Source organism: Streptomyces sp. NPDC041796 (assembly GCF_055590785.1).
The window spans coordinates 127,110-149,479 of record NZ_JBVJAH010000002.1; the positions used below are offsets into that span (position 1 = coordinate 127,110).

Here is a 22,370-nt window from a genome sequence, read left to right on the forward strand (position 1 = left end):
GGCCGCCGCGCCGCTCAGCCGCCGGGGCCCTGCGGATGGGCCAGCGCGACGTACGCCCAGCGTGCCGCGCCCACCGTCAGGAAGAGCAGGGACGGCGCCGGCCACCAGGGGCTGAGGGTGCGCCGCCGCACGGGGAGCAGGGCGAGCAGGAAGGCGCCGGCGCCGAGCACGACCAGCAGCGCCGACGCGAACTCGACGCCCGTCAGCGTCTGCTCGTCCCACGCCCCCTGCGGCCGGGCGGCGAGCGCTCCGTAGGCGACGTAGCAACTGAGCAGGTTCGCGAGCACGAGGAGCACTCCCCATGGCCCTCGCGGCAGGCCGGTCACTTCGGGGCGCTCCTCGCGTCGTCCGGTTTCTCGTCGAAGCCACGGCCGCAGGCCTGGCCTTGTCCCTTGCCATCCTGCCAGTGGGCTCCGGCGCTCGATCGGGTGAGTGTGGGTCATGGGCCACGGCCGGGCCGGGCTGGGGTCACCACCAGTAGGTGGGGTACCTCGGGGCGCGGGGGCGGAGGCGGGAGGCCGCGTACTCGGCGAGGATCAGGAGCGTCGCGGCGCCGGTCAGCAGCGGGACGAACCGGCCGGCCTCAGGGGTCTGGAGGACGATGACGACGGTGGTCGCACAGGCCGGGGAGTGCGGGGCGCGGGCGACCATCAGAAGGGCGAGGGTGACCCCCGCCGCGACCGCCGCCGCCCATGGGCTGCTGCCGGCGAGGGCGAGCGCCGTGTAGCCGACGGCGGCGCCGATGAGGTGGCCCGCGAGGACCGAGCGGGGCTGGGCGAGGGGCAGCGTGGGCGCGCTGTGCACCAGGGCGGCGCTGGCGGCCAGTGGGGGTATCAGTACCGGCTCGTGGATGACCGCGCCGATCGCGGCGAGGACGAGGAGGCCGGTGGTGGCGGCGGTGAAGCTGTAGAGCGCCCCGGTGAGCGCGGGCCGGGCGGGGGCGCCGCCCTTCACGATCCGGTTCCGCTGGGGCGTACGGGCGGGGGCGCCGCCCTTCACGATCCGCTTCCGCTGGGGCGTACGGGCGGGGGCGGGCCGGGGGGTCTCGGTGGGCAGCGTGGGGTCGGCACTCAGCACGAAGGTCTCCGGGGCGGGCGGCACACGGCCGGTCGGGGGCAGATCTGGAACGGTCGGTGCCGTGCGGAGCATGCGCTGTGGTCGACAGTGCGCTGACCTTGCGCCTTCCCGGTCGGTCGGGCGCAGTCCGCCGATGATTTTACCGACGGGCCCGGCGCGCTTCCGGGGGGGCGCCGGTCCGCCGCCGGGCCGGGTGCTCACGGGCGGGGGGTTCCGGCCGGGTTCACGGTCCGGTCGGGGCAGCGGTGGCGCGCAGCAGGTCCCGCAGCTCGAGTGCCGCAGGCAGCGGGGCGGTGGGCAGTGCCACATGGACGGTCCGGCGCAGGGCGGGGTCGGTGAGGCGGCGCAGGACGAGTTCGCCGGGGACGGCCCAGGTGGCGAGCGAGGGGACGAGCGCCACGCCCAGGCCGGCGGCCACGTAGCCGAACTTGCCGGTCCACTCCGCGATGCGGATGATCTTCCTGGGCGTGAAGCCCGCCCGGGCGAAGGCGTCGGCGAGGAGGGTGGGGCGGTCTCCGTACGCGCTCTGGACCCAGGCCTCGTCGTACAGTTCCCGCAGGTCGACGGGGCCGGGTCCGGCCAGGCGGTGCTCGCGCGGGAGCGCGACGAGCAGTTCGTCCTCGCACAGCGCGCTGGTCGTGACGCCCTCTGCCGAGGGCAGTCCGGACGGGTAGTCGCTGACCACGGCGAGGTCGAGCGCCCCGTCGGCGAGGCGCGCCATCAGCGTGTCGGTGGGGCCTTCGACCGCGACCACCTCGACGTCCGGCCGGGCTGCCGCGAGCGCCCGCAGGGCGGTGGGCACCAGCGAGACGTTGGCGGTGGCGAACGCGCCCAGGTGCAGCAGTCCTCCGCGCCCGGCGTGCAGCATGGCCAGTTCCCGCCGGGCCCGCGACATCCGGTCGAACACCTCCAGGGCGTGCCGGTGCAGCGTGCGGCCGGCGGGGTTGAGCCGTACGCCCCGTGGGAGCCGGTCGAACAGTGGCCCCCCGGCCTGCTGTTCCAGTGCGGCGATCCGCCGGGACACCGCGGACTGGGTGTAGTTGAGCCGGACCGCCGCCTTGGTGAACGAGCCGCTCTCGGCCACCGCCACGAGCAGTCGCAGCGCGTCGACGTCGAACATGGTCCTCCCCCGCCGCCGGACGCTTCTCCGGCCGTCGTCGTCTTCCCTCGACCCATGCCTGGTGCGCATGGCTCCCATGCGAACCCTTCGCTGGTGGCATGTCGGCCGTCGCCCTACCGTCGTTCACGCGGCGGCGCTCCGCAAGAGCCGCGCTTCGCCGCTTCGGCGCCCCACGGGGCGCGTACCGGAGGGGAGTTGTGTGGTGGAGGGTCGTGGGGTCGGGACGGGGCGGGACCGGTGACCCGGTCGGGTGTACTGGTGCTGCCGGCGATGCTGGCCGATCTGGAGGAGCTTGTGACCTGCGAGTCCTTCTCGGCCGATCACGCGGCGGTGGCGCGCAGTGCCGGGGTGGTCGGGGCGCTGGGGAGGAGGTTGCTGGGGGTCGCGCCGGAGACGATCGTGATCGAGGGTGCGACCCACCTGCGGTGGGTCTTCGGCACTCCGCGGGTGCTGCTTCTGGGGCACCACGACACGGTGTGGCCGGTGGGTTCGCTCCGGCGGCTCCCCTGGTCGTCGGACGGCAGGATCGCTCGCGGTCCCGGGGTCCTGGACATGAAGGCGGGCCTGGTGCAGCTCTTCCACGCGCTGGCCTCGCTGCCCTCCCCGGACGGGGTGTGCGTCCTGGTCAACGGGGACGAGGAGGTCGGGTCTCCGACGTCCCGGCAGCTGATCGAGGACGCCGCGCGCGGCTGTGCGGCGGCCTTCGTCATGGAGGCGTCCGCGGACGCGTCGGGTGCGCTGAAGACCGCCCGCAAGGGCACGTCCCGGTACGAGGTCGTGGTGCGCGGCCGGGCCGCGCACGCGGGTCAGGACCCCCACCGGGGGGTCAACGCGGCGGTCGAGGCGGCTTATCAGGTGCTGGCGGTCGCCGGCCTCGGAGCGTCGCCGGGTACGGCCGGTGACGGCGGGCCCGCCCTCGGCTCCACGACCGTCACGCCCACCCTGCTGACGGCCGGCACCACGCGCAACACGGTCCCCGCGCTGGCGCGGGTGTCGGTGGACGTGCGCGCGCCGACCGCGGCGGCGCAGGACCGGGTCGACGCCCTGATGCGGGGCCTCACCGCCCGGACGCCCGGGGCCCGCCTGGAGGTGCTGGGCGGCAGGCAACGGCCGCCCATGGAACCGGAGTCGTCCGCGGGCCTGTTCGCCCTGGCCTGCCGGCTCGCCGCCGAACTGGGCCAGGGGCCGTTGCGCGGGATGGCCGTCGGCGGCGCCTCGGACGGCAATCTGACCGCCGCGGTGGGCTGTCCGACGCTGGACGGCCTGGGTGGCGTGGGCGCCGGGGCTCACGCTGACAGCGAGTACGTCGACGTGGCGCGGATGGTTCCCCGGGCCCGTCTCCTCGCGCGGCTCGTCACCCGGCTCATCGATCACACGACCGACTGAGGCGTCCCCTCGAGACGAGGGGCGTCTCCCCAGGAAACCGAGGCCCGGTATGAGTGTTCCGGCACCCCCGTCCCCCGAAGCCGTGCGACTGGCCGCCCGCAAGTCCCTCGGCCGGCTCGAGCACACCTTCCTTCCGCGCAAGGAGGTCGCCGTGCGGGAGAAGCACCGGGGACTGTTCGTCGCCGCGTCCTTGACGGCCGTCGCATGCCTCGCCACCGGGGGCGTCCTGCTGTGGCTCCTGGTCTCCTGGGCAATCGCGCTGTACCCCCTCTTCATCGCCGTGCTGGCCGTCGGCGCCCTGCTCAACAGCCCCAACGCCCGGAAGAAGCTGGGTGGCCGGCGCCTGCACCTCTTCGAGGAGGGCCTGCTCGTGGACATGGGCCCCGGGCGGCTGTTCGCGGTCCGCTGGGACGAGGCGGTCCATTACCAGGAGACGATCCAGGAGGTGATCGCCTACAAGGGGACGCAGACCCCGCTCAGGAGCGCCCACACGTCCACCCTGGTGGCGCCCAACGGCGCGAGGATGCGGATCACCCACTTCTTCGCGGACCACTGGACGTGGGCGTCCCTGATCTCCGAGGCCATCGCCCGTGCCCAGTGCGGACGGGCGTGGGCGGCCGTCCGGGCGGGGCGGAGGATCGGCCACGGCCCGTTCGCGCTGGACGCCGGCGGTATATCCACCCGGCGCAGGGGGGTGCTGCCCTGGTCGGCCGTCGAGACGATCGACGTCCGCGCGGGGTTCGTGGTCGTCCGGGAGCACGGGCGGCGCAAGCCCTGGGCGCACGCACGGGTCAGGACGGTGCCGAACCTCCTCCTGTTCCTGACCGTCGCCGCCAACCTCCACCGCGGGTGACACCCGCTCCGTCGGGGGCGGCCGGAGATGGGACGCGTCCGGAGCGCCACCGGCCTACGGCCGCCCATGCACCCGGCTCAAGAGGACGTGCACGGGCAGTGGGCCCCAGTGAGGGCCGGTGGACGTCGCCACGCCCGCCGGTCGCACGATGCCACCGCTGTACCGCCCCGCCTGCACTCGCTACCGCGGGAACTGCCCGTGAACCACTCCCCCTTACCGAGCACGAGGTCAACGCCCTGGCGTTGAGCATGTTGGGGGAGGGGAGGACCATCCCCCGGGGAGGGCCGTCTTCCGGCTGCCCACGCCCGACCATGCCGCCCGCGGAGACCGGCGCGAGGCACTCGCCAAGTTCCGGGCCCCCTACCTGTAGTACTTCAGAGCTACGCCCGAGGTGCGCTCCCGGGAGGGACGCCGACCAGCGGACATGATCACTAATTTCGGCACCGGAAAGCCCAACACCCCCGGTACGAAAGGACCTTCCGCATGGCGTCCCGCCCGCGCCGCACCCTGCTCGCCGCACTCGTCGCCGCCTCCGTGGCCCTGCCGCTGTCGGGCGCCGCACGTCCCGCCGCGGTCCCGGCGCCCGCACCCGCTCCCTCCGCCCTCGGGCCTCTGACGTCCGCCGCCCCGGCGGCCCTGGCGGAACGGTACGCCGCGGCCCGCGACGGGATCCGCGCCGCCGCCCGCACCGCCGCCGCGCACGGCGCCACGCGACGGGCCGCCACGTTGCGGTCCATGGCCGCACCGGACCGCCGCTTCCTCGTCTTCGACGGCCGGGACGGCGGCCGTACCGTCGAGGTATTCGGCGACCTGGCGCACGCCGAGCGGATCGCCGTCCTCGTCCCGGGCGCGGACACCGGCCTGGACACCTACGGCCGCTTCCGCACCGGCGCCGAGGCACTGCTGCGCGAACTGGGCGGGGCGGGCGGGGCGGGCGGCCGGGCCGCCGTCGTCGCCTGGATGGGCTACAAGACGCCCGGCACCGTCAGCACCGACGCCCTCACCCCCGGCCGGGCCGAGGACGCCGTACCCGGACTGCGCGCCTTCGTCGACGGCTTGTACGGCACCAGACCCGCCGCCCGCATCACGCTGCTCTGCCACTCCTACGGCTCGGTCGTCTGCGCCCGCGCCGCGCCGGGCCTGCCCGTCGCCGACATCGTGCTGTACGGCAGCCCCGGCACGGGCACCGACCACGTGCGGCACCTGCGCACGAGGGCCCGCGTCTGGGCGGGCCGGGGCGCCGACGACTGGATCGCCGACGTGCCCCACGTACGGCTGTCCCTGCCGTGCGTGACGGCCGGCTTCGGGACGGACCCGATGGCCCGGGAATTCGGCGCGCGGGTCTTCGACGCGGGCGCCGGCGGTCACAGCGACTACCTCGCGCCGGGCTCCGTGTCCCTGAAGAACATCGCCCGCATCGTCGCCGGGAAGGGGACGAGCCTTGCGTGACCTCGTCCGGCGGATCGAATCCGCCACTCCGCCCGGCCGCGACCGGGCCGTCGACGCCCTGCGCGCCCTCGCCGTCCTCGGCGTGGTGCTGGGCCACTGGCTCGTGACCGCCCTGGTCGCCGACAGCGGCACCGTGCGCACCGCGAGCCCGCTCCAGCACATGCCGCACCTCGCACCCGTCTCCTGGGCGTTCCAGACCCTCGCCGTCTTCTTCCTGGTGGGCGGGTACGTGGCCGCGCGCGGTCTCGACTCCACCCGCGCCCGTGGCGGGTCGTACGGCCGGTGGCTCGGCTCGCGCATGGCGCGGCTGTCGCGGCCCGTCACCGCCGTCCTCGCGCTGTGGGCGGTCGTCGCCGTGCTCACGCTGGCCTCCGGCGTCGGCCTCACGACCGTACTGGCCCTCGTCAAACTGGTGTGGTCCCCGCTGTGGTTCCTGCTCGTCTTCGCGGCGCTGACCGCCGTGACCCCGCTGGTCCGCAGGCTCCATCCGCTGTGGCCGCTCGCGCTCGTGCTGTACGTCGACGTGTTCCGCTTCGGTTTCGACGGCCCGGCCGCGCTCGGCTGGATCAATGTGGCCGCCGGGTGGCTCGTCCCGTACTGCCTGGGCGCCTCCTGGGCGCGTGCGCTGCCGGGGCGGCGGGCCGGCTGGGGTCTGCTGCTCGGCGGCTCGGCGGCCACCGCCGGGCTGGTCCTCCTCGCCGGCTACCCGGCCTCCATGGTCGGCGTGCCCGGCGCCGCGATGTCCAACCTCAACCCCCCTACACTCGCAGCCGTCACCTTCGGCGTCGCGCAGTGCGGCGCCGCTCTGCTGCTGATCGGCCCCCTGCGCCGGGTCCTGCGGCGGCCGGCGGTGTGGGCCGCGGCCGCGCTGGTGAACCTCTGCGCGATGACGGTCTTCCTCTGGCACCAGACCGCCATGATCGCCGTCACCGCGCTCGGCCTGCTCGCGGGGCGGCCCCTGACCGGCCTGCACACTCCTCCGGACGGCGCCGGCTGGATCGTCGCCCGGCTCCTGTGGCTGCCGCTGTTCGCGGCGGCACTGCTGATCTGCTGGTCGGCCTTCCGTACGTACGAACAATCCCGGCGTCCGTCCGGCAGCCGGCTGGTGGCTCAGGGGCGTCCGGCCCCGTCGAAGGCGGTGCGCGATGCCTAGGGTGGGGACCGTGAACACGTGGGGGAACATGACAAAGCGACCGGTGAAGGGCGTCCGGGCGCTGACCCGCACGCTGGTCCGGGACCTCTGGACGGGTGGCGCCCAGTGGCCGGCCGACGGCAGGCCTACCCGCCCCATGGGTGACTGGCTCCCGGCCGTCGTCGTGCTCATGGTCGTGTGCGCGGCGCTCGCCCTCGTCATCAACGCCGAGGAGTACGCCGGCGGCTACGGCATGGGAATGGAACTGGGCTTCCTGCTCTCCTTGATCCAGGCCTCGGCGTTCGTCGCCGTACTCTTCCGGCCGCTTCCGGCCTGGTGGGCCTCCACCTTCGCCATGGTCGCGGTCGCCTGGATCGCCCGTACGCGCGAACTGCCCACCGCGGCCCCCTGGGAGGCGCCCGACGTACCGCTGCACCCCGGACCCTGGACCGCCACCGGGCTCACCCTGCACGCCGTGGTGCTGTGCGGGGTGGCGCTGCGCGTACGACCGCGGGTCGCCGCCGAGGTGCTGACGATCAGCGTGGTCGTGGCCCTGGCGTGCGGTGTGTACGATTCCGGGCTCAGCCCCTACGCCCGCAAGGTCACGGTGGCGATCCTCCTCGTCGCCGTCGTCGTGGGTGCCTCGCTGCGCGGCCGCCAGGTGGCCCGCAGCGCACTGGAGGCCCAGGAGGAACTCACCGCGGAGGAGCGGGCCCGGCGCACCGTGCTGGAGGAGCGTCAGCGCATCGCCCGGGAACTGCACGACGTGGTCGCCCACCACATGTCGGTCATCTCCATCCAGGCCCAAGTCGCCCCGCACCTCGTCGAGAACCCCTCCGACGAACTCAGGGAGAACCTCGCGGGAATCCGGCGCAGCGCCGTCGACGCGCTCGTCGAACTCCGCCGCGTACTGGGCGTGCTGCGCTCCGAGGACCCGACCGTCGACGGTGACGCCCGGCACGCCCCGCAGCCCGGCCTCGACCGGCTCGACGAACTGCTCGCCGGCGTGCGCGCCGCCGGACTCACCGTCACCACCGGTACCACGGGCCGGCCCCGGCCCCTGCCGCCGTATCGTTCAGGAGGCGCTCAGCAACGCGATGCGGCACGCGCCGGGCGCGCCGGTGCGGGTGGACACCTCCTACCTGCCGTCCGGGGTCTCCGTCCGGGTCACCAACACCGCGCCCGAACGGCCCGTCGCGCCCTCACCCGGCGCGGGCCACGGTCTGCTCGGCATGCGTGAGCGCACGGCGATGCTGGGCGGCGACCTGGCCACGGGTCCGACCCCGGACGGCGGCTGGGAAGTGACCGCGATCCTGCCGACCGAGCCCGCGTCGGCCGAACCCCTGGGGGACCCCGCATGACGACGACCACCATCCGCGTGCTGATCGCCGACGACCAGGCAATGGTCCGCCAGGGTTTCACGGTGCTCCTGGGCGCCGAGCCGGACATCGAGGTCGTCGGCCAGGCCGTGGACGGGGCCGACGCGATCGCCAAGGTCGCGCAACTGGCCCCCGATGTCGTCCTGATGGACATCCGCATGCCGGGGATCGGCGGTATCGAAGCCACTCGCCGCCTCACCGAGGAGCCGGGCAGCTCCGTCAAGGTGCTGGTGCTCACCACCTTCGACCTCGACGAGTACGTCTACGACGCCCTGCGCGCAGGCGCGTCCGGCTTCCTCCTCAAGGACGCCTCGGCGGCCGAGCTCGCCCACGCGGTGCGCGTCGTCGCGGGGGGCGACGCCCTGCTGGCCCCGACCATCACCAAGCGCCTGATCGCCGAGTTCTCCCGCATGACCAATGCCCCGCGCGGGCCGCTCAAGGACCGCGTCGCCGGTCTCACCGAGCGCGAGACCGAGGTCCTCTCCCTGATCGCCCACGGCCTGTCGAACGCGGAGATAGCCGAGCGCCTGGTGGTGGCGGAACAGACCGTGAAGACCCATGTCAGCCGGATCCTCGTCAAGCTGGGCCTGCGTGACCGCACTCAGGCCGCGGTCTTCGCCTACGAGACCGGAGTCGTCCGCCCGTCCGGATCGTGAAGGAGCCCGCCCCGCGGCCGCTCAAGGGCCGGCTGTACGAAGCCCGGGGGGCTCACGTCTATGGCGCCCCATGCCGGTGTCGACCTTCGAGTTGGCTGAAGCTCAATGATGGCGACGTGCCGAATTCCGAGCTGATGCCCATCGGGGTCTTTGCCCAGCGCAGTGGTCTGACTTCCAGCGCGTTGCGGTTCTACGCCGACTCCGGGCTGTTGCCCCCCTGCCGAAGTGGACCCGGTCTCGGGCTACCGCTACTACGGCGCCGACCAGGTCGCACGGGTCCCGCCCAGGCCCTCGCCTGGGACGTCCGGGCCCTGGACGCTGCCGACGCCGTGACCGATCAGCGCGTCCAGGAGCACCATGCCGGCCTCCACATCGCCGGGTTCTACCCCTCCCTCCACCTCAACCTGGCCGACAACTACCGCCGGCTCGGGTCCTTCACCGGCGGCCACCGAGCACATCAACGCGGCCAGAGAGCACGCCCCCAACCGCCGTCAGGACGCCTATGGTTCCCTCCTGCGCACCGCCCTTGATGAGGTGGCGCAGGCCATCTCCCGGCGGGACACCACCAAGCGGCCCTCCGCGCCTGGCCCCGCTGGATGACGCACCGGAACGCGCCCCTGACCGTCGAGGGACGCCGTCGACCGGTCGAGCGTTGCCGGACGAGACGGATTGCTCATGTGGCGGCCGAGAGGGGGGTGTTCGGGATGGGCGCTTCGAAGTGGGTCAATCGACACCGGAGCCATGGTGAACTCGGGGTGGAAGACCGCTCGTCCACGCCGCACCACCAGCCGACCCGCGGCACCGTCCGAAGTCCTCGCCCTCGCCCTCGCAGAAGAGTCGCGGGTGCCGCTTCGACGGGGGTTGGGCCGAAGAGAGCGGGTCTGCGTGGTGAAGTATGGCCCTCTGACAACTCCGACAGCAGGGAGCGTTTCTTCCGATGACCACACACCCCGCCCGCCCTGGGCGCAGCGGTCCCCAGGCCGCTTCGGTCAGGGATGTCTCGCCCTTCAAGCCTTCTCTCGTCAAAGCGGTGTTCAGGGACGTGACCCCGATGCACGTCTCTCGGTCGGCCGCGTGGGCCGCCGCGTCGGTGACGCGGACCGTGTTGACGGAGATCATCGACGGCGCGAGGAAAGCCGCGGCGGCGGAGGCCCGGAGGAAGCTGATTCCCGGGGACCTTCTCTCGGCGATCGACCGTAACGTCGAGCTCGAGGTGGGGAACAAGTGGTACGACCACAGCCCGACGTTTCAAGGCCTGACGGGTGCCCTGTACGACGCCGAGGGTGTCATCGTGCCTTCTCGTAGGCGCAGCAGGTCGCGCAGACCGAGTGCTGTGGTCGGTGCCCACAGGTTTGAGGCCGGGGTCAAGAAGCTGCTGCGGAGCCAGGGGGTGACGGCCGTCCCGGCGATGGTCCGCGACCTGGACGGAATCGCGAGCGTGTTCCTGACGGACCTCGCCCGGGACGCGGCCATGGTCGTCCGCGAGGACGGGGCCAAACGTTTCGGTACGGTCACCCTGGTGACGCCGGACGAACCGGCCCAACCCCCGTCCTTCAAGGATTCCTTCCGGGCCCCGTCCACCCGCAGGGGGGACGGACGGACGATCGGCAGGGATGACGTCCTGGCCGCCACCACGATTCAGTTGTTCGGCGGCAATCTCAGGCAGCGAGCGCTCACCGAAGCACGCGAGGCGACACGGAACACTTCGGTGGGCTGAGCGGGTGCGACCAACATCGCCGCCTGCACCCGGTGGCCTGCGGCCCTACGTGATCCGGGCGTCGGCGACGAGACGTGACCGCACTCGGGAGCCCGTCCCCTTCCCGGCCGGGCCGGGAGGGTCCGTATCGTAGGCGCAAGGACTGCTCACACGTTCGGGGGTTGGGTGCGCATCGCAGATCATGCCGGGTGGGACCGGGGCTTCCCGGTGAAGTACCTCCTGGTCCAGGAGGACGAGCACGGCGTGGAACAGCTCTGGGGGAGGTGCGCGGGTGTCGAAGGGCTGTTCGTCGACCCGGTCCCGCCGCCACGGGAGGTCCTCACCCTCCGCGGATGCGCTCCCGACGGCCTCCTGAGTGAGGTCCTGGCCGAACCCGGCGTCTCGTTTCGGGGTCTGGGCGACGTGTGCGTCGAGGTCTGGGACGACGAGCGGCCCGTGCAGTGGTGGACTCTCGTCGATGCGGTCGTGGTGGCCCATCAGCCTCACCCCGGGGACCCGGCGCGGTACGACATAGTGCTCGGTGCCGGCGTCAGGAACGAGGAGAGCCTCTTCGAACTACCTGCGACACCACGCTTCGAGCTTTTCGCGGGAACGACGGTCACTGCTGCAAGCGCGGGCCGGTGCTCTGCCGTTGACGGCCTGTTCGAGCCGCGGGCGGACCCGGCCCCCGTGCCGATGGAGCTGATCGGCTGCGAGGCCACGGAGCCACTGCTCGTGGGGACTCAGCGACCACGCCGTTGGGCACGGGGCTGGGCCGATCTCCAGGTTCTGGATCGCCATGGCGCTGTGATGGCCTCGTGCTCCGTGAGCCTGGCCATCACCGGAGCGCGCCCGTCTGTGCTCGGCGACGGGCTGGAAGACATCACCCTCACCGATGGCGGCGCCGATCGACCATCGCCGGCGGCCCTCTCGGTCTGGTCGGAGTGGTATCAGGGCCCGCCGGCAGCACCCAACATGTGGGCGCCGTACGACTCGCGGGGCAGGGCCGCTTGGCTCGACCTCACCACCCGTGCCTGGAGGGTGCCCGCGCCCCGACCGGACCGCTCCGGCGGCGAGTACCACCTCGACGGCCGGTTCGTCACGGACGTCCCCGGACTGCACTGCGCGATCGCCGAGGCTTTGCTCGGGCCCGGCCGCTACTTCGGCCGGGAGTGGAACGCCTTCAAGGACTGCCTGTGCGGTGGATTCGGAGTGGCCCCGCCCTTCACCTTGACCTGGCACGACTCCGAAGTCGCCCGCCACGCTCTGGCGGACGTCGTGGAGGATCCGGAGGGTCGGCTCTCCTACTTCGAGGAGACCGTGCAACTCCTCGAACGGTGCGGCGTCACGGTCGTGCTCCGGTAGGCCGCGGGAGCGGGCCGGCCCCCGGCCTCACCGAGGTGGGTCGGCCGGAATGGCGGCACTCGGGTCCCACCCAGTGCCAGGCCCGCGCACAGCGGTGTGCTCATCAAGCAGCGCGCGGGCCTGTCCGTGGTACAGGCGGGCCGGCCCCGGTGTCCGGGCACACGTCGCGCGCTGACCACCTGGGCGGGGCCGGGACGGCGGTGGGCCCGGGACGGCGGTGGGTGACGGACACGGGCCCGCGGCTGCGGCCTTTGCCCAGCCGGGCGGTGCCCGCGTCCCAGTGGACCGCCGGCGCCCGCCCACCAGAACAGCACTGTCACCGGCTCCAGGATCGCGACTCACCCCACATGGGCAGGTCCCGCCGTACACACAAAAACCTCAGCGCGGGGTGACGACGATCTCGCGCTTGAGGATCTTGCCGGTGGGGCCCTTGGGGAGTTCCGCGGTGAAGGTCACGATCCGCGGGTACTTGTACGCCGCCACCCGTTCCTTGACGTAGTCGCGAATCTCCTCGGCGGTCGCGTGAACACCGCTGCGAAGGGTGATCACCGCCGCGATCTCCTCGCCGTGCACCTCGTGCGGCACACCGACGACCGCGGCCTCGGCGACGGCAGGGTGCTCGTACAGCACCTCCTCGATCTCCCGCGGGTACACGTTGTAGCCGCCGCGGATGATCAGGTCCTTCTTGCGGTCGACGATGAAGTAGAACCCCTCTTCGTCGACGCGGGCCAGGTCTCCGGTGTGGAACCATCCGTCGCGGACCGCTTCCGCGGTCGCCTCAGGACGGTTGAAGTACCCCTTCATCACGTTCTCACCGCGGATCGCGATCTCGCCGACTTCGCCCGGTCCCACTTCGGAGCCGTTCTCGGCGACGAGCTTCATCTCGACCCCGCGGATCGGCATCCCGATGGAGCCGGCCTTGCGCGGGCGGTCCGGGTGGTTGAAGGAGGCCACCGGCGAGGTCTCGGAGAGGCCGTAGCCCTCCAGCACGGTGGCGCTGAAACGCCGCTCGAATCCGTGCAGCACCTCCACGGGGATCGCGGCGCCGCCCGAGACGGCCAGGCGCAGTGGGGAGGCGTCGAAGCCTTCGGGGAGCTCGGCGTGGAGCAGCGCGGAGTACATCGTGGGGACGCCGAGGAAGACGGTGACCCCGTCACGGTGCATGATCTCCAGCGCCCGCTGCGGATCGAACCGTGGCAGCAGCGTCAGCGTCGCTCCCGCGGCCACGGCCGTGTTGAGCGCACAGGTCTGTCCGAACGCGTGGAAGAGCGGCAGGCCGCCGAACAGGACGTCGTCGGGGCCGACGTGCAACAGCGTCTCGGCGGTGGTGGCGGTGTTCGAGACCAGGTTACGGTGCGTCAGCTCGGCTCCCTTGGGCGTACCGGTGGTGCCCGAGGTGTAGAGGATCAGCGCGGGGTCGTCGTCCGCCCGGTCGACGACGCCGGACAGCGGTTCGACGGCCGTCAGCAGGTCGTGGAACGCCGGGGGTTCCGTCACCAGGCACTCGGCCCCGACCTCGGCGGCGGCCTTCGTCACCTCCTCCGCGAACAGCGGGAACGTCACCGTGACGCGGGCCCCGCAGTCGCGCAGGACGTAGGCCACTTCCCGCGACTTGAGCAGGGGGTTCATCGGCACGACCACGCCTCCGGCCCGGATGATCCCGTAGTAGACGACGGGGAACAGCGGCACGTTCGGCATGGTCATGGCGACGCGGTCCCCCGGTTGCACACCACGCTCCCGCAGCACCGCGGCGAACCTGGCGCTCGCGTCGTCCAGTTCGGCGTAGGTCAGGGTGGTGTCGTCGTGGCGTACGGCGACCTGATCGCGACGGGCCGCCGCGGAGTTCACCAGGAATGCGGCGAGGTTGGTCATGTCGGCAGTCTCCATTCTGTTCGGCTCAGCCGTCGGCACGGTGCCGGCGACGGTCGAGGCGTCCGGTGCCGAGGCGGGTGGTCCGCAGGCTCCGGGGCCGGATGACGTCGCGTGGGGTGACCCCGCGGCGTACTTCCATGGCACGTGGGCCGAGGGTGGTCGCGCCCGGCGGACCGGTGTCCGCGTGCCGGGCCAGCCACAGGCGCAGCAGGTGGCGCTTGTGTGCGGGGTCGTCGCCGTCCTCGAACTCCGAGCGGGCGTGCAGAACGGCGTGGTTGTCGACCAGCAGCAGGTCGCCGGCTTGGAGGCGGAGGTCGAGCCGGAGGCGGGGGGAGGCGGCCAGGGCGTCGAGCAGGTCGTACAGCTCCGTGTCCGCCGCTTCCGGCTCGGGCACACCGGCAAGGCCGCGTGCCGCCTCCAGGCGGCGCCGGTCGTAGCGCATGCTCAGCACCGCGCCGTACCTGGCCGCGAGGGGTGCGGCCAGGTAGGGGCGCTCGCCGGGCGGATGCTCGTCACGCCGGTCGAAGAAGTGGGTGCGGTACAGGCGCTCCACGAGATCGGGGCGGAGGTCCGCCACCGCGTTGTGGAGGGCCGCCGCACTGACAAGGGACGTGTCTCCGCCCGAGCGGGCCGGCCTCAGGCAGAGCAGGCCGAGCAGATCCGACTCGGCGGTGTGGAACGGCACCGCCCCCCGGGTCCGGTGGCCGGGAGCCCCGGGTTCGGCCGCCGTATTCCCGGTGTCCCGGACGTGGCAGAGCGTGTGGCCGTCCGCGTTCTGCGGCACGGGGCGCCCCAGGTACTGGCCGATGCCCCGGAGGACGGTGCCCACGTCCGCCTCACTGAACTCACCGGCCGGGATTCCCTTGATCAGGACGAATCCTCGTCCGGCCGCAGGCACTTCGGCGGCACCTGCCAGCGCACGGGCGAGTGTGGGGAGGGGGAAGTCCGCGGCGGTCATCCTCAGCAGGGTGGCATCTCTTCTGCGCGCTGTCCGCAGCGCCGTCGTCAGCTCCCCGATCTGCCGGCCCGAGAGCCGCAGGACCCAGTCCTCGCGGTCCGCCAGGTCCGGGCCGTGCCAGACGGCCGGACCCGTGAAGGACTCGCGCGCCATGTCCCTGATGTCTGTCATGTCGGGCATGTTCGCCTCCGTGTGACGACGGGTCGCCCCGTCCGCCGGACCTGCCTCACCCCGGGCGCGTCCGCCGCGACGAAACCGTTCGCCGGGGCGGCACTGAGGGGGATGGTAGGGTCCGCGCACTCTCCCCGCTTGACGGGACGGGACGGAATACTTAACTTCTCGGGACCTAGTACCTGGAGTACGCCATGAGGCCCCTTGTCCGTACCGCTGCGCTGAACGGTTACGTCGAGCTGAGCCGTTCCCTCGGCGTCGACCCGCACGGGCTGATGAAGCGCGTGGGCCTGGACACCGCGGACCTCGCCGTCCAAGACCGATGGATCTCCGGCCCGGCCGCCGTCCGGCTGCTGGAACTCTCAGCGGCCGCCTCGCACCACGACGACTTCGGCCTGCGCATGGCGGAGCTCCGCCGCTTCTCCAACCTCGGCCCCATCAGCCTGGTCGTCCGCGAGGAGCCCGACGTACGCAGTGCGCTGGGCCTGCTGCTCCGGCACGAGCACATGTACAACGAACTCCTGCACACGCGTCTGTCCGAGCGGAACGGCCTGGCCACCCTCAAGGTCGACCTCCGGCTCGGTGAGACGGCGCCGGCCCGGCAGGCCACGGAGCTGGTCGTGGGTGCCTTCACCCGCATTCTGCGAGGATTCCTCGACGCACGGTGGCAACCGCTCTCCGTGTGGTTCGCCCACACCGCTCCGGCGGACTCCGCTCGGCACCGCCGCCTGTTCGGCCCCGGCCTCGAGTTCGATCGCGAGTTCGACGGCATGGTCTTCTACGCCGACGACCTCGACGCCCCCAACGCCATGGCGGACCCGCAACTCCGGAACTACGCCCGGCAGTACTTCGACGCCATCGCCGCCACTCCCCGGGACACCTCGGTGGCGGACCGGGTGCGCGAGCTCATCGAAGCCCTGCTGCCGACCGGCCGGTGCTCGATCGAGCAGGTCGCCCGCAGCCTCGGCGTCGACCGGCGCACCGTCCACCGTCATCTGGCGCACTCGGGCGAGACGTTCTCGTCGCTGCTCAACGCCACGCGGATGCGGCTCGCGGAGCAGGTCGTGGCCAGTCCCCGCCGTTCGCTCACGGAAGTCTCCGACCTCCTGGGCTTCTCGTCCTTGAGCGCCTTCTCCCGGTGGTTCCGCGAGCAGTTCGGGTGCAGCCCGAGGGAGTGGCGCAAGGAGAAGGTCCGGGAGCAGGACCCCGGCCGGGGCTGACACCCACGACAGGACGACACACGGCCGGCGCCTCTGCCGCCGGGCCCGACTGTCCCCAAATGACAAGTTGACCGTCACCACGGGTCAAGCAGCCGGGTTCACCCCGCTCTACCTTGGCTGCACCGCACACAAGGTGGTCGCCCCCGGAGGGGAGCCGGGCCACTCCCCCGCAGCACGCTCCCCTCCGGGCCGGCCGACCGCAACCGGGCTTGTGCGACCGACGTTCTCCCCGACCCACTTCACTCCCTGCCGTCCGAGTGCTCCGACACCACGGACGCCGGTGGACACGCTGAGTGATCATCCGTACGCGAAGGAGAAGGACCGTGCACTTCCACGACGACTCGCTCTTCCCCGAGAACCAGGAGAAGCTGGTCATCCAGGCTGCCCCGTACGGGCCGGAATGGCTGCCCGGCGACGCCGACGACCTGCCCCTGACCATGGACGAGCACGTCCAGGCGGCCGTCGACTGCTACAACGCCGGTGCCACGGTTCTCCACATCCACGTGCGCGAGCTCGACGGCAAGGGCTCCAAGCGGATGTCCATGTTCAACGAGCTGATGGGCCGGCTGCGCGAGGCCGTGCCGGAGATGGTCCTCCAGATCGGCGGGTCGATCTCCTTCGCCCCCGAGGGCGAGGGCGCCGACGCCAAGTGGCTCAGCTACGACACCCGCCACCTGCTGGCCGACCTCACCCCCGCGCCGGACCAGGTGACCATCGCGATCAACACCAGCCAGATGAACATCGTCGAGATCATGACGGACGACGACCTGGAGGGCACCTCGATCGCGAAGCCGGAGTACTACCGGGCCTACCGGGACATGGTCGTCGAGGCCGGCCCGGACTTCTACCTCGAGCACCTCGAGCGCCTGAAGGAAAGTGGCATCCAGCCGCACTTCCAGCTCGCCACCATGGCCCAACTGGAGACCGTCGAGCGCCTCATACGCGCCGGCATCCACACCGGCCCCCTGGTCCTCAACTACGTGGCGATCGGCGGCGGTTTCGCCGGTCGGCACCCCGCCGACCTGATCGAGTTCATCCGCCGCGTTCCGGACGGCGCGGTCCTCACCATCGAGAGCTCCATGCGCGCGGTGGCGCCGATGAACGCGATCGCCATCGCCCTGGGCGTGCACGTCCGGGTGGGCAACGAGGACAACCTGTGGCGCCGCAAGGGCGAGCGGATGTCGTCCGTCGAGCAGATCGAGCAGATGGTCCAGATCGCGGACGCCCTCGGACGCGACATCGCGACCGGCCCGGAGGCCAGGGAGATCTACAAGATCGGCGAGCACTACGCGGACGCCGACGAGACCCTCGCCCGTCTGGGCATGGTCCCGAACCGCCTGCCCGGCCGGCGCGGCTTCATGCTGCGCGACCTCACGAGCTGACCCGGCAGCCGCCGCCGGACGCGAGTCCCCGCACACGAATCCCCACACGCGAATCCCCACACACGAGTCCCACACACGAGCAATCGGAGCACCCCGTGGCACACGCCGTCCGCTTCTACGAAACCGGTGGCCCTGACGTCCTGACGTGGGAGGAGGTCAGTGTGGGCGCCCCCGGTCCGGGCGAGGTGCGCATCCGGCACGTAGCCGTCGGCCTCAACTTCGCCGACACGTACTTCCGTACGGGTCTCTACCCGGTCCGGCTGCCCGACGGCATCGGCGTCGAGGCATCCGGCGTGGTCGAAGCCGTCGGCGAGGGCGTCACCCACGTCGCCGAGGGCGACCGCGTGACCTATACCGGCAGCCCGCTGGGCGCCTACTCCACTGAGCGGGTCATGCCCGCCTCGCACCTGATCAAGCTGCCTGACGCGATCAGCTGCGAGACCGCCGCCGCGATGACCATGCGCGGACTCACCTCGGCGTACCTGCTGCGCCGGATCCACCCGCTGAAGGCGGGCGACACGGTGCTGCTCCACGCGGCGGCGGGGGGTGTCGGCCTGATCGTCTCGCAGTGGGCCAGGCTGCTCGGCATCAACGTGATCGGAACGGTCTCCAGCGAGGAGAAGGCGGAGGTCGCCCGGGCCCACGGCTGCGAGCACATCGTCTACTACCGGCGTGAGAACGTGGCCGAGCGGGTGCGGGAACTGACCGGCGGTGCCGGAGTGCCGGTCGTCTTCGACAGCGTCGGCAAGGACACCTTCGCCGGCTCGCTGGCCTCGCTCGAGCGCCGCGGTCTGCTGGTCTGCTTCGGCACCGCCTCCGGCCCCGTGCCGCCGATCGACGCCATGCAACTCGCCGTCAGCGGCTCCCTGTTCGTCACGCGCCCCGCGCTGGCGGACTACATCGCGGACCCCGCGGAGCGGGACGCCCTGGCAGGCGAACTGTTCGGTCACGTCGCCTCCGGACGCATCACGATCGAGATCAATCAGCGCTACCCCCTCAAGGACGCGGCACAGGCACATCTCGATCTGGAAGCCGGACGAACCACGGGTTCCTCCGTCCTCCTCGTCTGAACACCCACCTTGATCCCGGGACCTGCCTTCGTCCCGGACCGACTACCGACCCGAGACCGGCCTTCATCCCAGGAGTGACCTTCACCCCAGGAGTGTGCACCATGCCCCCGACCCTCCGCCCCAACGAACCCGCTCCCGCCCTGGTGCGCCCGGGCGTGCTCCGTACCTCGATCGAGGTCGAGCCGCTGACCTGCACCATCGGTGCCGAGATCGCCGGCGTGAGCCTCGCCGACGCCGCCCGTGACGACGACCTCTTCGCCGAGATCAAGTGCCTGTTGCTGCGGTACAAGGTCCTGTTCGTACGCGACCAGGACATCACCCGCGCCGAACACGTCGCCTTCGCCCGGCGCTTCGGTGAGCTGGAGGACCACCCCGTCGCCGGTAGTGACCCCGACCACCCGGGTCTGGTCCGTATCTACAAGGACCTGGACAGCCCCGCCGAGCACTACGAGAACGCCCTCCACACCGACGGGACCTGGCGCGAGAACCCCTCCATGGGAGCCGTGCTGCGCTGCATCGAGTCACCTCCGGTGGGCGGCGACACGATCTGGGTCAACATGGCCGAGGCATACGACCGCCTGCCGGAGCACATCAGGACGCAGATCGCGGACCTGCGCGCCCGGCACAGCATCGAGGCGACGTTCGGCGCCGTCATGCCCGAGGAGAAGCGCCACGCCCTGAAGGCACAGTTCCCGGACGCCGAGCACCCGGTGGTCCGCACCCACCCCGAGACCGGCGAGAAGATCCTCTTCGTCAACGCCTTCACGACCCACTTCGTCAACTACCACACGCCCGAGAACGTCCGCTTCGGCCAGGACTACGCGCCCGGGGCGAACCTCCTGCTGAACTACCTGATCAGCCAGGCCGCGGTCCCCGAGTACCAGGTCCGCTTCCGCTGGCGGAAGAACAGCGTGGCCATCTGGGACAACCGCTCCACACAGCACTACGCCGTCCAGGACTACTGGCCCGCCGTCCGCAAGATGGAGCGCGCGGGAATCGTCGGCGACAGACCGTTCTGACCCTTCCCTTCAGAAGCAGTCGAGGTGATGACAATGGGGTTTCACAACGCTGCGGAGTCCGTCCCGGGGGCCACTGCCTCCTCGGGGTGGCCCGTGTCCCGGCGCTACGCCTGGGTGGTTTTCGCGCTGAGCTTCGGGCTCCTGCTGTCCGACTACATGTCCCGACAGGTGCTCAACGCCGTCTTTCCGATGCTGAAAGCCGAATGGCTGCTGTCCGACGCGAAATTGGGTTCGCTCAGCGGCATCGTGGCACTGATGGTCGGCCTCCTCACCTTCCCCCTCTCGCTGGTGGCCGACCGCTGGGGCCGGGTGAAGTCCCTGGTCATCGCCGCGACGATGTGGAGCCTGGCGACCCTGGGCTGCGCGGTGGCGGCGAGCTACGGCCAGATGTTCCTCGGCCGGCTCTTCGTCGGCATAGGCGAGGCGGCCTACGGAAGCGTCGGCATCGCCGTCGTGCTGAGCATCTTCCCCATCGCCATGCGGGCCACCCTCTCCGGTGCCTTCATCGCGGGGGGTGCCTTCGGCTCGGTCCTGGGAGTCGCGATCGGCGGCGCCGTCGCCCAGCAGTTCGGCTGGCGCTGGGCGTTCGGCGTGATGGGCGTCTTCGGGCTGGTGCTCGCCCTGATCTACGCGATCGTGGTCAAGGAGCGGAAACTGACGCCACAGGGGCAATCGGCCGACACGGGCGACAGCGGCGCCGCACGCGGTCAGCTCAAAACTCTCCTGCCCCGCCTGTTCTCCTCCGTCTCGGTGGTCAGCGCCTACATCGGCAGCGGTCTGCAGCTGTTCATCGCGGGCTCGCTCATCGCCTGGCTGCCGAGCTACTTCAACCGCTACTACGACATGCCGACCGCGAAGGCCGGGGCGACCGCGGGTCTCTTCGCCCTGGTCATAGGAGTCGGCATGATCCTCGGCGGGATCGCGTCGGACAGGCTCAGCCGACGGTTCCCGGTCCGGAAGTGGGCTGTCGCCATCAGCTGCAGCATGGGATCCCTGATCCTGCTGATGATCACCTTCCGCCTGCCGGCCGGTCCGGTGCAGCTTCTGGTGCTGGCCCTGGGGGCCCTGCTGTGCGCGGGAACGGCCGGGCCGGGGGCAGCCATGGTGGCGAACCTGACGCCCGCGGCCGTCGCCGCGACCGCGTTCGCCACCCTCACGCTGGCCCAGAGCCTGCTCGGTCTCGCCCCCGGCCCGGCCGTGACGGGGTTCCTGGCGGACCGGCTCGGCCTGCTCCGCGCGCTGCAGTTCGTCCCCCTCGTGGCGATCGGGGCCACGGTGGCCTTCCTGATCGGCCGCCGCTGGTACGCACGTGATCTGCGCCGCCTCACCGGCCTCGCCCCGGCGGCGGAGCCCAAGGAACCGTCGGAGGTGTCCGCGTGAGCCCGACCACACAGCCGACGGTCGTGATCGTCCCCGGCATGCGCGACCACGTCGAGGAGCACTGGCAGACGCTGCTGGCCCAGCGGCTCACCGACGCCGGCCGCACCGTGCGCACCGTTCCACCGTTGACCGGGAACCGTCTCAGCCGCCCCTCCCACGTCGCCAACCTGGTGAAGGTGATGGCACAGATCACCGGACCGGTCCTGCTGGTCGCCCACAGCGCGGGCTGCATGACCACGGTGCAGTGGGCCCAATGGCACGGCGCCGACGTCCGGGGCGCCCTGCTGGCCGCACCCCCGGACTTCGAGACACCCCTCCCGGACGGCTACCCCACCCCGGAGGAGCTGGAGAAGTTCGGCTGGACCCCGGTGCCCCGCCGCACCCTCCCCTTCCCCAGCATCGTCGCGGCCAGTTCGACCGATCCTCTCGGCTCCCTGGAACGCGTCGCGGAGCTGGCCCGGAACTGGGGCAGCCGCCTTGTGGAACTCGGGGACGTCGGACACCTCAACCCCGCCTCGGGTTACGGCCCATGGCCCGGAGCCGAGGAATTGGTCGAGGCGCTCGAGCAGGGCTGGTCCCGTACGGCTCCGAAGCCGGCCTCGTAGGCCCGCGGGCCACCGTAGGCCCGTAGGCCCGTAGGCCCGTAGGCCCGTAGGCCCGTAGGCCCGTAGGCCACCGTAAGCCCGTAGGCAACCCCACCCACCGTGCAGCCCCCGGAGAGGCAACGATGAACACGGACACCGACCTGTTGTGGTCACCCGGTCGCCACGAGCTGGAGGACTCCAACGTCGCGTGCTTCATGGAATGGCTGGAGGAGGTCCGGGGGCTGCGCTTCGCCGACTACGCCGAGCTGTGGCGGTGGAGCTCCACCGACCTGCCCGGGTTCTGGTCGGCGGTGTGGGAGTTCTACGGCCTGGACACCGTCACCGGATACGATGAGGTGCTGGGCGACGCATCGATGCCGGGAGCCTCCTGGTTTCCCGGCGCCCGGCTGAACTTCGCCGAGCGGTGCCTCGCTCAGGCCACCGACACGCGTCCGGCGCTGGTCACCGTGGTGGAGGGAGGCACCCCCGTCGATATCTCGTGGGGGCAGTTGCGGGGGGGGGGGGGGGGGGGGGGGGGGGGGGGGGGGGGGGGGGGGGGGGGGGGGGGGGACGGGGGGGGGGGGGGGGGGACCACCACCAC

Annotated in this window: 19 protein-coding genes and 5 pseudogenes; 18 read left to right on the forward strand and 6 right to left on the reverse strand. The window is 71.9% G+C overall.

Features of this window, described 5'->3' with window-relative positions:
* Window positions 1–14 precede the first annotated feature (14 nt).
* From ACZ6C1_RS03915 to ACZ6C1_RS03925, 3 genes are all read right to left on the reverse strand, one after another.
* Window positions 15–287, reverse strand: coding sequence for a hypothetical protein (locus ACZ6C1_RS03915; RefSeq protein WP_469237379.1), 273 nt, complete (start codon window positions 285–287; stop codon window positions 15–17).
* 181 nt (window positions 288–468) lie between these two features.
* Window positions 469–1,149 carry an HPP family protein gene (locus tag ACZ6C1_RS03920; protein ID WP_469237382.1) on the reverse strand — a complete coding sequence of 227 codons (681 nt, stop codon included), beginning with the start codon at window positions 1,147–1,149 and terminating at the stop codon, window positions 469–471.
* 151 nt (window positions 1,150–1,300) lie between these two features.
* Window positions 1,301–2,197 (reverse strand): LysR family transcriptional regulator, encoded by an 897-nt coding sequence (locus ACZ6C1_RS03925; protein WP_469237384.1) that lies wholly within the window; start codon window positions 2,195–2,197, stop codon window positions 1,301–1,303.
* A 270-nt stretch (window positions 2,198–2,467) separates the two neighbouring features.
* Between ACZ6C1_RS03925 and ACZ6C1_RS03930 the strand changes: the two genes are divergently transcribed.
* The 11 genes and pseudogenes from ACZ6C1_RS03930 to ACZ6C1_RS03980 all read left to right on the forward strand — a co-directional run bounded on the left by ACZ6C1_RS03930 (window position 2,468) and on the right by ACZ6C1_RS03980 (window position 12,113).
* A complete protein-coding gene (locus ACZ6C1_RS03930; protein WP_469238157.1) occupies window positions 2,468–3,583 on the forward strand; it encodes a M20 family metallopeptidase in 1,116 nt (371 codons plus the stop codon).
* A gap of 49 nt (window positions 3,584–3,632) precedes the next feature.
* Window positions 3,633–4,436, forward strand: a complete 804-nt coding sequence (locus ACZ6C1_RS03935) for a DUF6585 family protein (protein ID WP_469237386.1) — start codon at window positions 3,633–3,635, stop codon at window positions 4,434–4,436.
* Window positions 4,437–4,919: 483 nt separating this feature from the next.
* On the forward strand, window positions 4,920–5,885 hold the full coding sequence (locus ACZ6C1_RS03940) for an alpha/beta hydrolase (protein WP_469237389.1): 966 nt from the start codon (window positions 4,920–4,922) through the stop codon (window positions 5,883–5,885).
* Window positions 5,878–7,038, forward strand: coding sequence for an acyltransferase family protein (locus ACZ6C1_RS03945; RefSeq protein ID WP_469237391.1), 1,161 nt, complete (start codon window positions 5,878–5,880; stop codon window positions 7,036–7,038). Before ACZ6C1_RS03940 ends, ACZ6C1_RS03945 begins: the two co-directional genes overlap by 8 nt.
* Window positions 7,039–7,066: 28 nt before the next feature.
* Window positions 7,067–8,378 (forward strand): annotated as a pseudogene (locus ACZ6C1_RS03950) (sensor histidine kinase).
* Window positions 8,375–9,052 carry a response regulator gene (locus ACZ6C1_RS03955; protein WP_469237393.1) on the forward strand — a complete coding sequence of 226 codons (678 nt, stop codon included), beginning with the start codon at window positions 8,375–8,377 and terminating at the stop codon, window positions 9,050–9,052. The pseudogene ACZ6C1_RS03950 and the gene ACZ6C1_RS03955 overlap by 4 nt, the downstream one beginning before the upstream one ends.
* A gap of 116 nt (window positions 9,053–9,168) precedes the next feature.
* Window positions 9,169–9,328, forward strand: a pseudogene (locus ACZ6C1_RS03960) (MerR family DNA-binding transcriptional regulator); the annotation flags it as partial.
* Window positions 9,329–9,330: 2 nt separating this feature from the next.
* Window positions 9,331–9,652: pseudogene (locus ACZ6C1_RS03965) on the forward strand (hypothetical protein); the annotation flags it as partial.
* Window positions 9,649–9,846, forward strand: a pseudogene (locus tag ACZ6C1_RS03970) (leucine zipper domain-containing protein); the annotation flags it as partial. The pseudogenes ACZ6C1_RS03965 and ACZ6C1_RS03970, both read left to right, overlap by 4 nt.
* Before the next feature lie 143 nt (window positions 9,847–9,989).
* A complete protein-coding gene (locus ACZ6C1_RS03975; protein ID WP_469237395.1) occupies window positions 9,990–10,769 on the forward strand; it encodes a hypothetical protein in 780 nt (259 codons plus the stop codon).
* A 165-nt stretch (window positions 10,770–10,934) separates the two neighbouring features.
* Window positions 10,935–12,113, forward strand: coding sequence for a barstar family protein (locus tag ACZ6C1_RS03980; protein ID WP_469237397.1), 1,179 nt, complete (start codon window positions 10,935–10,937; stop codon window positions 12,111–12,113).
* A gap of 63 nt (window positions 12,114–12,176) precedes the next feature.
* Here ACZ6C1_RS03980 and ACZ6C1_RS03985 read toward each other — a convergent pair.
* The 3 genes and pseudogenes from ACZ6C1_RS03985 to ACZ6C1_RS03995 form a co-directional block, all read right to left on the reverse strand.
* A pseudogene (locus tag ACZ6C1_RS03985) lies at window positions 12,177–12,399 on the reverse strand (site-specific integrase); the annotation flags it as partial.
* A 92-nt stretch (window positions 12,400–12,491) separates the two neighbouring features.
* Window positions 12,492–13,985: a long-chain-fatty-acid--CoA ligase gene (locus ACZ6C1_RS03990; protein ID WP_469237399.1), complete on the reverse strand. Its 1,494-nt coding sequence runs from the start codon at window positions 13,983–13,985 to the stop codon at window positions 12,492–12,494.
* 25 nt (window positions 13,986–14,010) lie between these two features.
* Window positions 14,011–15,123, reverse strand: a complete 1,113-nt coding sequence (locus ACZ6C1_RS03995; protein WP_469237401.1) for a TauD/TfdA family dioxygenase — start codon at window positions 15,121–15,123, stop codon at window positions 14,011–14,013.
* Between the two features lie 185 nt (window positions 15,124–15,308).
* Here ACZ6C1_RS03995 and ACZ6C1_RS04000 point away from each other — a divergent pair, with 185 nt between their 5' ends.
* From ACZ6C1_RS04000 to ACZ6C1_RS04030, 7 genes are all read left to right on the forward strand, one after another.
* Complete coding sequence (locus tag ACZ6C1_RS04000) at window positions 15,309–16,334, forward strand: AraC family transcriptional regulator (protein ID WP_469237403.1); 1,026 nt, start codon at window positions 15,309–15,311, stop codon at window positions 16,332–16,334.
* Between the two features lie 323 nt (window positions 16,335–16,657).
* Window positions 16,658–17,716: a beta-keto acid cleavage family enzyme gene (locus ACZ6C1_RS04005; protein ID WP_469237405.1), complete on the forward strand. Its 1,059-nt coding sequence runs from the start codon at window positions 16,658–16,660 to the stop codon at window positions 17,714–17,716.
* Window positions 17,717–17,811: 95 nt separating this feature from the next.
* Window positions 17,812–18,786: a quinone oxidoreductase family protein gene (locus ACZ6C1_RS04010; protein ID WP_469237407.1), complete on the forward strand. Its 975-nt coding sequence runs from the start codon at window positions 17,812–17,814 to the stop codon at window positions 18,784–18,786.
* A gap of 101 nt (window positions 18,787–18,887) precedes the next feature.
* Window positions 18,888–19,805: a TauD/TfdA dioxygenase family protein gene (locus tag ACZ6C1_RS04015; RefSeq protein ID WP_469237409.1), complete on the forward strand. Its 918-nt coding sequence runs from the start codon at window positions 18,888–18,890 to the stop codon at window positions 19,803–19,805.
* Between the two features lie 93 nt (window positions 19,806–19,898).
* On the forward strand, window positions 19,899–21,185 hold the full coding sequence (locus ACZ6C1_RS04020; protein WP_469237411.1) for an MFS transporter: 1,287 nt from the start codon (window positions 19,899–19,901) through the stop codon (window positions 21,183–21,185).
* On the forward strand, window positions 21,182–21,790 hold the full coding sequence (locus ACZ6C1_RS04025; protein WP_469237413.1) for an RBBP9/YdeN family alpha/beta hydrolase: 609 nt from the start codon (window positions 21,182–21,184) through the stop codon (window positions 21,788–21,790). Before ACZ6C1_RS04020 ends, ACZ6C1_RS04025 begins: the two co-directional genes overlap by 4 nt.
* Before the next feature lie 194 nt (window positions 21,791–21,984).
* Window positions 21,985–22,370: acetyl-coenzyme A synthetase N-terminal domain-containing protein (locus tag ACZ6C1_RS04030; RefSeq protein WP_469238158.1), on the forward strand; the 386-nt coding region annotated here is incomplete at its 3' end.